13 protein-coding genes are annotated in these 13,954 nt (G+C 45.4%); all 13 read right to left on the bottom strand.

The window, feature by feature from the left end:
- Positions 1-6 precede the first annotated feature (6 nt).
- Positions 7-1,089: a phospho-N-acetylmuramoyl-pentapeptide-transferase gene (gene mraY / locus CVP04_RS06450; RefSeq protein ID WP_100296688.1), complete on the bottom strand. Its 1,083-nt coding sequence runs from the start codon at positions 1,087-1,089 to the stop codon at positions 7-9.
- A complete protein-coding gene (murF, locus tag CVP04_RS06445) occupies positions 1,083-2,465 on the bottom strand; it encodes a UDP-N-acetylmuramoyl-tripeptide--D-alanyl-D-alanine ligase (RefSeq protein WP_100296687.1) in 1,383 nt (460 codons plus the stop codon). Before murF ends, mraY begins: the two co-directional genes overlap by 7 nt.
- Position 2,466: 1 nt before the next feature.
- Positions 2,467-3,948, bottom strand: coding sequence for a UDP-N-acetylmuramoyl-L-alanyl-D-glutamate--2,6-diaminopimelate ligase (gene murE, locus CVP04_RS06440; protein ID WP_100296686.1), 1,482 nt, complete (start codon positions 3,946-3,948; stop codon positions 2,467-2,469).
- A gap of 23 nt (positions 3,949-3,971) precedes the next feature.
- Positions 3,972-5,783: a peptidoglycan glycosyltransferase FtsI gene (ftsI, locus tag CVP04_RS06435; RefSeq protein WP_100296685.1), complete on the bottom strand. Its 1,812-nt coding sequence runs from the start codon at positions 5,781-5,783 to the stop codon at positions 3,972-3,974.
- Positions 5,784-5,798: 15 nt separating this feature from the next.
- Complete coding sequence (ftsL, locus tag CVP04_RS06430; RefSeq protein ID WP_100296684.1) at positions 5,799-6,119, bottom strand: cell division protein FtsL; 321 nt, start codon at positions 6,117-6,119, stop codon at positions 5,799-5,801.
- On the bottom strand, positions 6,119-7,087 hold the full coding sequence (gene rsmH / locus CVP04_RS06425) for a 16S rRNA (cytosine(1402)-N(4))-methyltransferase RsmH (protein WP_100296845.1): 969 nt from the start codon (positions 7,085-7,087) through the stop codon (positions 6,119-6,121). Before rsmH ends, ftsL begins: the two co-directional genes overlap by 1 nt.
- Positions 7,088-7,203: 116 nt before the next feature.
- Positions 7,204-7,662 carry a division/cell wall cluster transcriptional repressor MraZ gene (gene mraZ / locus CVP04_RS06420; RefSeq protein WP_100296683.1) on the bottom strand — a complete coding sequence of 153 codons (459 nt, stop codon included), beginning with the start codon at positions 7,660-7,662 and terminating at the stop codon, positions 7,204-7,206.
- A 236-nt stretch (positions 7,663-7,898) separates the two neighbouring features.
- Positions 7,899-9,407, bottom strand: a complete 1,509-nt coding sequence (locus tag CVP04_RS06415) for a carbon starvation CstA family protein (protein ID WP_100296682.1) — start codon at positions 9,405-9,407, stop codon at positions 7,899-7,901.
- Between the two features lie 130 nt (positions 9,408-9,537).
- Positions 9,538-9,714 (bottom strand): DUF5363 domain-containing protein, encoded by a 177-nt coding sequence (locus CVP04_RS12240; RefSeq protein WP_165772778.1) that lies wholly within the window; start codon positions 9,712-9,714, stop codon positions 9,538-9,540.
- Entirely contained in the window at positions 9,711-11,663 is a 1,953-nt protein-coding gene (locus tag CVP04_RS06410; protein WP_100296844.1) for a tRNA(Met) cytidine acetyltransferase TmcA, read from the bottom strand. The genes CVP04_RS12240 and CVP04_RS06410 overlap by 4 nt, the downstream gene beginning before the upstream one ends.
- Before the next feature lie 29 nt (positions 11,664-11,692).
- A complete protein-coding gene (ybeY, locus tag CVP04_RS06405) occupies positions 11,693-12,157 on the bottom strand; it encodes an rRNA maturation RNase YbeY (RefSeq protein ID WP_100296681.1) in 465 nt (154 codons plus the stop codon).
- Positions 12,158-12,254: 97 nt separating this feature from the next.
- Entirely contained in the window at positions 12,255-12,779 is a 525-nt protein-coding gene (locus CVP04_RS06400; RefSeq protein WP_207761619.1) for a LysE family translocator, read from the bottom strand.
- Positions 12,780-12,782: 3 nt separating this feature from the next.
- Positions 12,783-13,883, bottom strand: coding sequence for a PhoH family protein (locus tag CVP04_RS06395; RefSeq protein ID WP_100296680.1), 1,101 nt, complete (start codon positions 13,881-13,883; stop codon positions 12,783-12,785).
- Positions 13,884-13,954 lie beyond the last annotated feature (71 nt).

Below are 13,954 nucleotides of genomic sequence, written 5' to 3'. Positions count from 1 at the left end.
TTCGCCTTAACGCAATTTCAACGTAACCAAACCGAGCAACACTAACATTAACGAAATAATCCAAAAACGGATAATCACGCGCGGCTCCGGCCAGCCTTTCAGTTCGAAATGGTGATGAATCGGCGCCATTCGGAAAATACGTTGTTTGCGCAATTTATAAGAGCCCACTTGCAAAATCACTGAAACGGTTTCCATTACAAACACGCCGCCCATAATCACCAATAAAAATTCTTGACGAACCAATACCGCCACGACGCCTAACGCACCACCAAGCGCTAAGGAACCCACATCGCCCATAAACACTTGCGCGGGATAGGTGTTAAACCATAAGAAACCTAAACCGGCGCCGACGATAGCGGTACAAAATACCACCAATTCGGAGGTAAATTTAATATAAGGAATGTAAAGATATTTCGACCATTCGATATTGCCCGTCGCCCACGCGATTAATGCGAAAGCACCGGCAACAAATACGGTCGGCATTATCGCCAAGCCGTCCAAACCGTCGGTTAAGTTCACCGCGTTACTGGTACCGACGATAACAAAATACGCCAACACAATATAAAACAGCCCTAATTGCGGCATAATTTCTTTGAAAAACGGCACAACAAGGCGGGTAGCATCGGTATCTTTTCCCACGGCGTACATTCCGAAAACGGCGACTAATGCGATTACCGACAACCAGAAATACTTCCAGCGCGCAATTAATCCGTCGGTATTTTTCCGCGTGATTTTACGATAATCGTCCACAAAACCGACCGCACCGTAACCGAATAACACCAGCAAACTGAACCAAATATACGGATTCGCCAAATTCGCCCATAATAATGTGCTGACGCCGATAGCAAATAGGATCATTATACCGCCCATTGTCGGCGTGCCTTTTTTGCTTAAATGACTTTCCGGCCCGTCATTGCGCACTTCTTGACCGAATTTTAGGATTTGTAAACGGCGGATGACTTTCGGCCCGATCCATAACGACAATAAAAGTGCGGTCAATAATGCCATAATTGCGCGCACCGTAATGTATGAAACGACATTGAAACCGGTATAAAATTGTTGGAGATACTCGGCAAGCCAGACTAACATAATAAATGATCCTTAAGTGTATTAATCACATCTTCCATTTTCATCCGACGTGATCCTTTTGCTAAAAGTACGACTTTTTGATTTTCTTTTAATTTCTGCTGAATTTGAGAAAGTACGAATGCACTGAGTTCCTGTTTATCGGTAAAATGTTTTCCGTGACACAAAGAGGAAATCACCGCACTTTCTTCACCAAAACTTACCACCAAGTCTAAATTCGCCGCTTTGGCGAATTCCGCGACTTGTTGATGGCAAATTTGACTATTTTCCCCCAATTCCGCCATATCGCCAACAACTAAAATGCGAAAAGCGCGATATTTTTGTAAAACATTGATCGCCGATTGTAAAGAATCGACGTTGGCGTTGTAAGTATCGTCTAACAACAACAGATTTTCGCAAGGTTGAATCGGGAATAAACGCCCTTTTACTTGAGATTTATGTTCCAACCCTTGTTTCACCTCATTTAACGTCGCCCCGACGCTTATTGCCAATGCCGCCGCCGCCAATGCGTTACTCACATTATGTTCACCCAAATACGGCAAATTAATCGCAATTTGTCCTTGCGGACTGTGTAGCGTAAAAGTCGAACCGGTTTCCGTCAGCTGAACATTATCGGCATAAAAATCCGCTTGCGAATTCGTCGCAGAAAACGACCGCACTTGATGTTCGCCGATTTCTTTGCGCCATTGATCTAAATAATGGCAATTCAAATTAACGATCGCCGTGCCTTTTTCGTTTAAACCGCGATAAATTTCGCCTTTCGCTTGCGCCACGCCTTCAATGCTACCGAAACCTTCCAAATGCGCCGCGGCGACGTTATTCACCAAAGCAACGTCAGGCCGAACCAAATCCGTCGTATAAGCGATTTCACCAATATGATTCGCGCCCAATTCAATCACTGCAAATTGATGTTGTTCGGTTAAGCGCAATAACGTCAACGGTACGCCGATGTCGTTATTAAAATTCCCGTTGGTAAACAAAACCGCGTCGGAATTGACCGCACTTTGTTGCAAAATCGCCGCCGTCATTTCTTTCACCGTAGTTTTTCCCGACGAACCGGTCATCGCCACCGTTTTTGGGCTCAATTCGGCTTTCAGCCATTTTGCTAATTGCCCCAAAGCAAAGCGCGTATCCGCAACAATTAATTGCGGCACATTTATATCGCATTGATGATCCGTCACCACCGCAACACAACCTTGTTCAACCGCTTGCGCAAGATAAGCGTGCGCATCAAATTTCTCACCTTTTAAGGCGAAAAATAAGCCGTTTGCCGTATTCTGACGCGTGTCCGTGCTAACATTTTCCACTTCGACATTTTCATCGCCGATAAGTCGTGCGGCTAAAATTTCCGCCAAACGTTTTGTTGATAATTTAATCATTTTAATCACTTAAATATTGTTTCACCGTTTCCTGATCGGAAAAATGGTGTTTGGTCGTGCCGATAATTTGATAATCTTCGTGCCCTTTACCGGCAATTAAAATTACGTCATTTTCCACCGCACTTTGAACTGCCGTTCGAATAGCTTGGGCGCGGCTGTGAATCACTTGCACTTCAGTCGGACGGGTAAAACCGGCGATAATATCTTGCATAATTTGTTTCGGATCTTCGGTGCGCGGATTATCATCCGTCGCAATCACCACATCGGCAAAACTTTCGGCAATCGCTGCCATTAACGGGCGTTTACCGCGATCGCGATCACCACCGCAGCCGAAAATACACCAAAGTTTGCCTTGGCAATGCACACGCGCCGCTTGCAAGGCTTTTTCCAACGCATCAGGCGTATGGGCATAATCCACGATCGCCGTCGGTTTATGCGCTTGCGTGAGCATTTCCATTCGCCCGCACACGCCGCGTAATTGCGAAACCGTTGCAATTAACCGCTCTAAAGGATAACCCAAGGTTAATAAAGTGGCTAACACTAACAATAAATTGCCGACGTTAAACGCCCCGATAAGCGGGCTGTGTAATACGCCGTTTCCCCAACTTGATTCAAATTCAATGGTTGCGCCTTTGCCGTGAAAAGAAAGTGCGGTGGATTTCAGCCAATTTTTGGTCGTCGCTTGATAATTCGGATCGCAACTCACCGCCACTACGTTGTGATCCTGCGTGCAAAGCTCCGTCAGCCATTGCAACCCGATCGGGTCATCCGCATTAATAATTTTATGCTGCGTATCCAATTCACAAAATAAACGTTTTTTTGCCGCCGCGTAATTTTCCATTGTGTGATGATAATCCAAATGATCGCGGCTTAAATTGGTAAAAATCGCTGCGGCAAAACGCAAAGCTTCCACGCGATGTTGCACCAATCCGTGCGAGGACACTTCGATTGCGGCGAAATCTGCGCCTTGTCGAGTAAAATCATCCAACGATGCTTGAATTTCCAAGGCGGAACCCGTGGTATTCGCCGCTTCTTTCACTTGTCCGAACAAACCGTTGCCGATTGTGCCCATTACCGCGCTGGTGCGCCCTAGAATTTGCGTCCATTGTGCCAATAATTGCGCAACGGTGGTTTTTCCGTTGGTGCCGGTCACGCCGACCAACGTTAAACGATGCGAAGGATGATGATAAAAGCGTGCGGAAATTTCGGATAAATGTTGCGGTAATTGATAATATGCCACAAGCGGAATTTTTCCTTCGAAACGAACCTGCAAATGCTCGGCTGCCGAATCCGCTTCAAAAAGCACCGCACTTGCGCCATTTGCAATCGCTTGCGGAATGTAACGGCGCCCGTCGGTTTGATGACCTTTTACGGCAACGAAAAGACAGCCAGTCTTTACAGAGCGGCTGTCTAAAGTCATTGCGTTCAATTCCACTTTTTCGGGCAAGTCTTTCAGCCCGAAAAGTGCGGTTAATTCTTGCATAATTTTATCCTTTTCATTGCGGATTAATTGGCTTTTTCTTCTTTCTTATCGCCCAAACGAACGGTTCGTTTCGCCACTTTGTCTTGTTCAACACCATCCGGCGGAACATTATTTGCGCGTAACGCATAGCTCATAATGCTGGAGAATACCGGCGCCGAAACCGCACCGCCGTAATATTGTCCCGCTTTCGGATCGTTAATTAGAACGATTAACGCATAACGCGGATCGCTAATCGGCGCGACACCGGCGGTATAAGCGATATATTTATCCACATAACGCCCGTTTTCCAATTTTTTCGCCGTACCGGTTTTCACCCCGACGCGATAACCTTCCACCATCGCCCGTTTATTTTTAATCGCGACTTTTTCCATCATATTCACCACTTCACGCGTAGTTTTTTCCGGAAAGACGCGATTGCCGATCACCGGCGGATCCACTTTGGTAATGGAAAGCGGACGATAAATACCGAAACTACCCAGCGTGACATAAGCGCGCGCGATTTGTAACGGTGTGGCGTTAATCCCGTAACCATACGCCACGTTAGCACGTTCGATATCCGCCCAACGTTTACGATTGGCGTTTAATAAACCGGATTGTTCGCCGATTAAGCCCAAATCCGTCGGCTTGCCTAAACCGGCGTTTTGATAGGTTTCCATTAATGCGTTCGGCGGCATACGCAAAGCCAAACGGCTCACCCCGCGGTTACTGGAATTTTCCAAAATTTGATCCAAGGTTTGTTTGTCGCGTGGTGCCACGTCTTTAATTTCGTGTCCGTTTAACACTAACGGCCCGGTGTTAATCACTTCGTCACGATGCGCTGCACCACGTTGAAGTGCGGTCAAAACTACAAAAGGTTTTACCGTCGAACCCGGTTCGAACGTATCGGTAATCGCGCGGTTACGCATTAAATCCGCTTTCGTGCCGACACGGTTATTCGGGTTGTAAGAAGGCGCATTTGCCATCGCCAACACTTCGCCGGTTCGAATATCCACTAAAACCGCCGTACCGGATTCCGCTTTATTTTCCGCAACCGCTTTTTTAATTTCGCGATAAACCATTGATTGCAGTTTTTCATCGATACTCAAAGTCACATCGTGCGCGTCGTATTTCTTCACATCGGCAATGTCTTCCACCACATTGCCGTATTTATCTTTACGATAAGTACGCGAACCGGATTTGCCCACCAATAAAGAGTTAAAACTTTTTTCAATGCCTTCGATGCCTTCGCCGTCAATATTGGTGTAACCGATTAAATGCGCGGTTTCCTCTACGCGCGGATAAAAACGGCGTGCTTCGGTTTTCAGTTCCAACCCTTTAATTTTAAGTTGGCTGATATATTCGCCTACGGTCGGCGACACTTGACGAGCTAAATAAACGAAACGTGAAGACGGATTTTTCTCAACTCGTTTGACCAAATTGCTATGCGAAACGCCCAATACTTCCGCCAAGGCTTTCCAACGTTCTTTATCAGCAAGGGAATTTTTATCGAATATCACTTTCGGATCGGCGACAACCGAATACATCGGCACACTGACCGATAATAATTGCCCATTGCGATCCAAAATGGAACCGCGCACGGATAAAATTTCTTGTTTACGCAAAGAACGATTATCCGCTTCACCGATTAAAGGATCGGAATTAATCACTTGAATATAAGTAGCACGCGCGATAAGGGCACTTAAACCGAATAAAACAACCGCAATCGCCCAATAGAAACGACCGCGTAAAAAGCTGGTTTCATAAGAAATTTTCGGTTTATTGCGTTTAACGGCACTACCGGCGTTGACGTTTCGCTTATTTTTATTGGTATTTTTCTTATTATTAAATTTAATCATCGAAACACCTCGATTCTATTCTAAAATCAGCACTTCTTGGTCGGGAGAAACGGCTTTCATTTTTAATTTTCCTGCAGCAAAGGCTTCAATCCGCGTGTTATCGCTTCGTGTGGCTTCTTCCAATTTCAGATTTAAAAATTCATCTTCCAAGGCTTGATGTTGCAAAACCAATTCGTTTTTTTCCGCCACTAAGCCGCGCGTTTGGTGCGTAATCCAAATAGTACCCAATGCAGTTGCCACCACGCTCAGCATTAGGATCATCGCTAATTTATTCGCGGAAAACTGATCTTCCAAGATAATCTGTTGTAGCGGGTAACGTTCCGAATTATCCAACATTATGCAACCCTCTCGGCAACGCGCAACACGGCGCTACGCGAACGCGGATTGCGTTCGATTTCGGCTTCGCTCGGCATAATCGCTTTACCGATTGTTTTCAACGTGCGATTACGATTGATTTGATCTTCGCGCAACGGAAGCCCTTTCGGAATATCTTCGCCTTTGCTTTGTTTGCGCATAAAATGTTTTACGGTGCGATCTTCCAAAGAATGAAAACTGATCACCGACAATCTGCCTTGCGGTGCTAAAACCCTTAATGCGGCTGTGAGTACGCGATCAAGCTCGTCCAATTCGGCGTTAATAAAAATACGAATAGCCTGAAAACTGCGGGTTGCCGGATGTTTATGCTTATCTTTAAAAGGGACGGATTGGGCGATTAATTCCGCTAATTGTAAGGTTCGACTAAGCGGTTCGGTACCATTTTGCACCGCACTTTTGTTGTAATTGACAATCGCTTGCGCAATGCGTTTGGCAAAACGTTCTTCACCGAAGGTTTTTAAGACCCACGCCAAATCGGATTCGGACACTTGCTGTAACCATTGCGCTGCGGAAAGCCCTTGCGTCGTGTCCATTCGCATATCTAAGGGGCCGTCTTTCATAAAGCTGAATCCACGTTCCGCTTCGTCCAGCTGCGGCGATGACACGCCGAGATCTAATAAAATACCGTCGATTTTGCCGACCAAACCGAGCTTTTCGCAGATTTCCGCAATCGCCGAAAAGCTATTATGTTCGATATGAAAACGCGGATCTTGAATTTGTTGCGCCGCTTCAATGGCTTTAGGATCACGATCGATTGCAATAAGCCGAGCGTCGCCGGTTAGTTGGGAAAGGATTAAACGCGAATGACCGCCGCGCCCGAAAGTACCGTCAATATAAATCCCGTTTTCTTTCAACGCCAAACCGTCAACCGCTTCGTGCAATAAAACGGTCATATGTTCAGGTGAGGAAAACGAATTCTGCGCGTTCATAATCATTAATAAAAGAATAAAAAAATAATGTAATTTAAGGAAGATAAGGCGGTGTACTAGGTACACCGCTTATCTTTGCTAGTGCCGCTGTTCTTTTTTGGAAAGCAATCTTTCTCTTATACCGACAGCGTAATTAATTCCGGTGATGAAGCAAGCTCGCCGCTTGCGCCCAACGCCATATCTTGTTCGATTTGCGCTTGCCATTCCGCTTCGCTCCAAATCTCGAATTTATTTAATTGCCCGACCAACATAATACTTTTTTCTAATTTTGCGTGTTGGCGTAACGGAGCGCTAATTAAAATTCGACCGGCATTATCTAATTCACATTCCGTCGCATAGCCGAGCATTACGCGTTGTACGCTACGTTGCATCGGTTCGAAATTCGATAAATTCAGTAATTTTTGTTCGATAATTTCCCATTCGTTCAACGGATAAAGCAACAAACAAGGTTGCCGAATATCCACCGTACAAACCATTTGTCCTTGATTTTTTTCCAATATTTCGGGACGATAACGGGTCGGGATCGCAATGCGACCCTTTGAATCCAAATTTACCGAAGATGCGCCGCGAAACATAGGTTTCCTTTCAAAGGAGTCAATGAGTAAAAATTTATCTTGATAAAGGATGTTTTTAAGCAAAATTCTCCACAAAACACCACTTTTTACCACTTCAGATAAGTTTATTATTAGTTCGGATAACTTGCAAGCGGTTTAACTCCTTAATAACGTAAAGTTTTGTATATTCTTTCGGACAAAAATAAAGCCGCTTCGTGATATTGAAGCGGCTTTACGGATAAAAGAACCGAGATCGACTAGCTTTCGTTGCCTTCGTCTTTCGCCATCGGTTTCAGCAATTTAAAGAATGCCAAGACGGAAACGACCGTGCAAACGATACCGCCCCAAACGGATAAATCATAGCTGAATCCTAAGCCGATTTTCGCGTTCAGAATAAAAGTTGAGCAGACTAATGTCATAAAGATCGCAGGAATCGTCGCAATCCAGTGGAATTTGCCGTTACGATATAAGAACGCTGCGCCGACCCACAAAGTCACCATTGCGGTCGTTTGGTTCGCCCAACCGAAATAACGCCATAGTAACGAGAAGTCAATAGTGGATACATAATATCCGATCGCAAAAAGCGGAATCGCAATGGTTAAACGTTTAACGATATTACGTTGATCATATTTGAAGAAATCGGCAATTAATAAACGTGCCGCACGGAACGCCGTATCACCGGAGGTAATCGGTAAGACGACCACACCTAACACTGCTAAAATACCGCCGAATAAACCTAACATTCCGATCGCAGAATCATATACCACTTTCGCCGGCGTACCGATTTTGATGGCTTCCGCTAAAGAGGCTTGATCATTATAGAAACTTAAGCCGACCATACACCAAATCAATGCGATAATCCCTTCGCCGATCATTGCGCCGTAGAAAATAAAACGACCTTCTTTTTCATTTTCGGTACAACGCGCCATTAACGGCGATTGCGTGGCGTGGAAGCCGGAAATCGCGCCGCACGCAATGGTGACGAACAAAATCGGCCAAATCGGTGTGCCATCCGGATGCATATTTTTGAAGAAATCCAAGAAACCGACATCCGAGCCGACGGTTCTAAAGAACGGAATACCTTCAAAGAATAAACCGAACAACATTCCGCAAGTCATAAATAACAATAACGCACCGAAAAACGGATAGATACGACCGATAATTTTATCAATCGGCACTAATGTCGCGACGATGTAATACACAAAAATAATGGTCGTCCAAATCGCTAAGATATTCGTTTTTTCAACGCCCGCTTCGTCATTCACCGCTGCGGCACCGACGGAGCCGGAGGTCATCAGTTCGTTGGTAATGTTAGTCAATAAGGAAGCCGGACTTGCTACAAATACGACACCGACCAATAAAAGCAGTAAAATCGCCAACACATTCATAAAATGTTTTGCCGGCGCGCCTAAATATTTCCCCGCCAAATACGGAATATTCGCCCCGCCGTTACGAATACTTAACATCCCGGTTAAATAATCGTGCACCGCACCGGCAAAAATACAACCGAAAACAATCCATAACATCGCCACAGGTCCGTACAACGCCCCAAGAATCGGGCCGAAAATCGGACCGGTTCCGGCAATATTTAACAACTGGATCAACCAAATTTTTTTCTTGGTCATCGGCACGTAGTCAACGCCGTCTTGCTTTGTGTAGGCGGGCGTTTCACGTTTCGGGTTTACCACGAAAACCTTCTCTACTACCTTGCTGTAGATAAAATAACCGGCAAGCAGTAAAGCGATACAAAAAAGAAACCATAACATAATCGTTACCTATTAAAAAAACACGTTACTTTACCGTTCGTAAAGCACACCTATTTTATTGAGTTGTTATATTTAAGTAAACCGAACGTATCTCGTCCGACGAAAAAACACCCATAAAAAGTGAGGGCGATCACATTTTTCGCGCTTTTTCGCTTGTTTTTTGAGCGGGCTTATCCGTGGCGTTTTCATCGAACTTGACAACCGGCACACAGCTGCGACAAGCACCTTGATCGATGCCTAATTCTTTGCAAAATTGATCATATTTCGCTAAGGCTTTTTTAAACCAACCTTTTTTCGTTTCACTCATTTTTCACCTCCTTCGATGCAATCAAATAATAAAAGCGTTTTATATTTTTGCAACATTTTCTTTACTTCTTCGCGATAACTTTGTAGCTGATTTTTTCGTCCGCCAAAAAGTGTTGCCGTTTGTTGTTTATTCGTCAAATAATCACACAACAACGGACAATTTTGTTGATCCGCAAGATGTACCAAACGCCGAATCGCCGGTAGCGCTGCCGAGAGCGTGAGGTGAAAATCGGCAAAATAACGTAAGGTTTGCAGATCATCGTCATTTAAGGCGAAATCTATCGGATGCTGTGCAATCTTCGCCGCAAGCGGATGAAAGGACAAGGACAAATTTCGCGCGAAACGTGCCTGTAGCGATTGGCAAAAGGCTTTGCCGTTTTCGCTTAAGGGATAAAGCGCCAAGGCGGAATAACAACCGCTGCTCGCCTCTCTGGTTTCGGCAAAATGCACCAAATTAAACCCGCACTTTTGCCAAAAATTCGCTAGTTCTTCCGTATAACCGAAACTGACCGATAAAAAATCCGTCTTTGCTTCCCGCTGTACTTTTTTAATTAATTGCCGCCCGATGCCTTTGCCTTGCCAATTCGTTTGTACGGCAATGCGCGAAACGCGCAAAGACGTTAAGCGACAGGCTTGTTCCGCCGTATAACAAAATGCCAATAACTGCGCGGCTAAATTGCCTTTCGGTCGTCGCGTTCCGCGGCAAATATCTCGAATCAAGGCTTGATCTTGCATCCCGCCTTCTTCCGTCGCCCAAACCGCGCCGACAATGCCCTCTTGCGATAAAGCGAGTTGAAAATGTTGTTTGCGAGCATCCAATAAACGGCGTAAATCCAAAGGCGCGGTGCGATAATGAGCGGCGGTCAATAAGGCGTAAAAATCGTCGATATATCGAATCACTTCCTGTTGTGTCGCGGATTTCAGGAATAACTTTGCGTTGGAATGATAAATCGGCGGTGTAATACGATCTTCCGCATTAAGCAGCAATAATTCGTCGATAAAGGTTTCAATCGCGTCATCCGAGCGCCAACGCAGCGGCTGCGTCAATTCAAAATGCTGAAAAGTGCGGTGTAATTTTCGTTTAAATTTTAGCTCGAAGCCGCGCCCGGTGCCTTCGTAACAGTGAATCGTGGTGCTAAATACAATGTGTTTAAAAGATTGCGAAAAGGTTTCCAATAACGCCAAGGGAATCATTGCGGCTTCGTCCACAAACAACCAATCTTGCGCATAAATCATCGGATCGCGTCGTAATAAAGCGGCTAGCTCGTCGGGCGCGATAAATTCCACATCGCGTCGGATAAAATCATTCAAAATATTGACCGCACTTTTATTCGGCGCGGTTAAGAAAATGCGTGCGTTTAACCGATTCGCCAGCAAGCCCAGTAGCGCGGATTTTCCCCGCCCGCGTTTTGCCGTTAAAAAATAAATTTCTGCTTCTTGGCGCAAGATTTGACGAATAATCCGTTCTTGTTGAGCGGTAGGTGGTGAAATAGATGAAATTTCTTGTGCAAAAACCACCGCACTTTTTTGCGATGGTCTTGCTTGTGAAAATTCGTTTTGATTTAAACGCGGAAAGCCGTATTGTTGTACAAGCCGTTGTAATCTTTGCACAAAATTCGGCGTACAAATCGGCTCGGATTCCCCGCTCCAGCGTAAGCTGTCGGCATCTTTTTGCTGCGCAAGTCCTTGCCAATCTGCTAACAAAATACTGAGCGTACCGCCTGCTTTTAGAGTTCCCGCCGCAATCGCCAAAGCTTCGCAATGAAACCCGTTGCGGCAATCGAAAATAATCTCGTCGAATTCTTGCCCTAACAAGTTCCGCACGGCAGAAATAGACTGAAACAACACATCGCCCGTCGGTTTTTCCGCGCCAATCCAAAGAAGATGCGGCGGTAATAAATTCGCCTCAAGGTTTTGTGCAAGCACGAATTGCAAACGGCGAGGCAACATTTCGGCGGATTTCATTTCCATTCGAAGGCTTATTTTTCCGCCGCGTAAGGATCTTCAAAACCGAGGGAAAGCATAATCTCCGTTTCCAAACTTTCCATTTCTTCGGCTTCTTCGTCGTCGATATGATCATAACCGAGCAAATGCAAACTGCCGTGCACAACCATATGCGCCCAGTGCGCGAGCGTCGGTTTACCTTGCTCCGCAGCCTCCCGTTCGACCACTTGGCGGCAAATCACCAAATCGCCCAACAGCGGCAATTCCACTTCTTCCGGACATTCGAAAGGAAAAGACAACACATTGGTCGGCTTGTCTTTGCCGCGATAAGTGAGATTCAAATGATGACTTTCCGCTTCGTCCACAATGCGAACCGTCATTTCCGGTTCCATATTTTCCGCGCGCACCGCGGCATTCGCCCATTGTTGAATTTGTTGCTCGGTGGGTAAATTCGCCGTATCTTGCGAGGCGATTTGTAAATCGATTATCACATTTTTCATTCTTCTTCCTTAACTTGAAATCACTTTAATGCCTAAGCCGACCATCACCATTCCTAACACGCGATCGATCCAATGCCCCATTTTCTGAAATTGTTTGTTAACGCGCGGAATGGAGAGCAAAAAGGCGACAGAAGCAAACCACGCGAATTGTAAATAACCCGTAAACGGCTAATTGCCACAAAGGCATCGAAGGCGAGAGAACCACGGTGAACACCGAGACGAAATAAACCGGCGCTTTCGGGTTTAACACGTTACAAAGAAAGCCTTTCCAAAGGGTTTTGAGACCGCTTTCGCTTTTTACCTCGATTTTTTCAATCACCGTAACTTCTTTATTCGCTTTTGCTTTTAAGCCTTTGTAACCGAGATAAATTAAATACGCGCCGCCGACGATTTTAATCAAAATCAGCAACCAAGACGCGGAAGCGATCACCACGGCAAGCCCTAACACCGAATATAAAATATGCACGCCCAAGCCCAATGCGACGCCCAAGGCGCAAATAATGCCCGCACGTCGCCCGCGACTTAAGGTTTGTTGCGACACATAAATAAAATCCGGCCCCGGCGACATCGCCGCTAAAATATGAATGCCGGTAATAATTAAAAATCCGTGCCAAAATTCCATTGTTTACTCCTCTGTTTTTGTTATTTCTGTGTGAAATTTTTCCGCTTTACGTTGTTCGGCAAGTTGACGGCGACGATTTTCGTCCTCGATTTCCCATTTTTCATAGGCTTGCACCACTTTCGCCACCACCGGATGACGCACGATATCTTTGCTGTCGAAATAGTTAAAACTCAATTCCGGCACATTTTCCAACACTTCGATGGCGTGGCGTAACCCCGATTTTTGGCTACGCGGCAAGTCGATTTGGGTAATGTCGCCGGTAATCACCGCTTTGGAATTAAACCCGATTCGGGTCAAAAACATTTTCATTTGCTCCACGGTGGTGTTTTGGCTTTCGTCCAAAATAATAAAACTGTCGTTTAAAGTGCGCCCGCGCATATAAGCCAACGGCGCGATTTCGATCACATTGCGCTCCATTAATTTTTGCACTTTTTCAAAGCCGAGCATTTCAAATAACGCGTCATAAAGCGGGCGCAGATAAGGCTCGATTTTTTGCCCTAAATCTCCGGGTAAAAAGCCCAATTTTTCGCCGGCTTCCACCGCCGGACGGGTTAACAACACGCGGCGCACTTCTTGACGTTCCAAGGCTTCCACCGCGGCGGCAACCGCTAAAAAGGTTTTTCCGGTACCCGCCGGCCCGATACCGAAACTAATATCGTGGGTTAAAATATGGTGTAAATACTCGATCTGATTTTTCCCGCGCGGTTTGATCACGCCGCGTTTGGTTTTAATCGTGGTGCTGTAAACTTGGCTTTCTTCGCGTTCGCTTTCCGCTTTTTCCGCCGATTGTTGCAACAACATTCGGCTTTCTTGAATCGCCATATGCACGTCGGATAAATCCAATTCTTTGATTTTGCCACGAATCGGCGCGGTGTCTAAATATAATTGTTGAATTAATTTGACCGCACTTTTGATTAAACCGAGGTGATGCGGTTTGCTTTCTTCATCCTGCGATTGCACCGAAAAACTAAAATTCCGACGGGAAATAATTAAATTGAATTCTTTTTCGATTAATTGAAGATTTTCGTCAAACGCGCCGCAAAGCGATTGTAAACGGGCGTTATCTTGCGGTTCTAAGGTAAATTCCTGTTGCGCAATTTGCATTAAATGGTTTCCTTATTTGAGACGACGATAATTTTTGGCAGGCGTTAAACGCCAAGCAAAAACTGAGCGAG

This window comes from Caviibacterium pharyngocola (assembly GCF_002795405.1).
Lineage (GTDB): Bacteria > Pseudomonadota > Gammaproteobacteria > Enterobacterales > Pasteurellaceae > Caviibacterium > Caviibacterium pharyngocola.
This window is presented reverse-complemented; position numbering and strand designations above follow the sequence as displayed.

Excerpts from the sequence above, each read along its gene's own strand:
- CVP04_RS06410 (WP_100296844.1), bottom strand. The coding sequence starts at position 11,663 with ATGTTGCCTCGCCGTTTGCAATTCGTGCTTGCACAAAACCTTGAGGCG.
- ybeY (WP_100296681.1), bottom strand. The coding sequence starts at position 12,157 with ATGAAAAATGTGATAATCGATTTACAAATCGCCTCGCAAGATACGGCG.
- ftsI (WP_100296685.1), bottom strand. The coding sequence starts at position 5,783 with ATGATTAAATTTAATAATAAGAAAAATACCAATAAAAATAAGCGAAAC.
- ftsL (WP_100296684.1), bottom strand. The coding sequence starts at position 6,119 with ATGTTGGATAATTCGGAACGTTACCCGCTACAACAGATTATCTTGGAA.
- murF (WP_100296687.1), bottom strand. The coding sequence starts at position 2,465 with ATGATTAAATTATCAACAAAACGTTTGGCGGAAATTTTAGCCGCACGA.
- CVP04_RS06400 (WP_207761619.1), bottom strand. The coding sequence starts at position 12,779 with ATGGAATTTTGGCACGGATTTTTAATTATTACCGGCATTCATATTTTA.
- mraY (WP_100296688.1), bottom strand. The coding sequence starts at position 1,089 with ATGTTAGTCTGGCTTGCCGAGTATCTCCAACAATTTTATACCGGTTTC.
- murE (WP_100296686.1), bottom strand. The coding sequence starts at position 3,948 with ATGCAAGAATTAACCGCACTTTTCGGGCTGAAAGACTTGCCCGAAAAA.
- CVP04_RS06395 (WP_100296680.1), bottom strand. The coding sequence starts at position 13,883 with ATGCAAATTGCGCAACAGGAATTTACCTTAGAACCGCAAGATAACGCC.
- rsmH (WP_100296845.1), bottom strand. The coding sequence starts at position 7,087 with ATGAACGCGCAGAATTCGTTTTCCTCACCTGAACATATGACCGTTTTA.
- CVP04_RS12240 (WP_165772778.1), bottom strand. The coding sequence starts at position 9,714 with ATGAGTGAAACGAAAAAAGGTTGGTTTAAAAAAGCCTTAGCGAAATAT.
- mraZ (WP_100296683.1), bottom strand. The coding sequence starts at position 7,662 with ATGTTTCGCGGCGCATCTTCGGTAAATTTGGATTCAAAGGGTCGCATT.
- CVP04_RS06415 (WP_100296682.1), bottom strand. The coding sequence starts at position 9,407 with ATGTTATGGTTTCTTTTTTGTATCGCTTTACTGCTTGCCGGTTATTTT.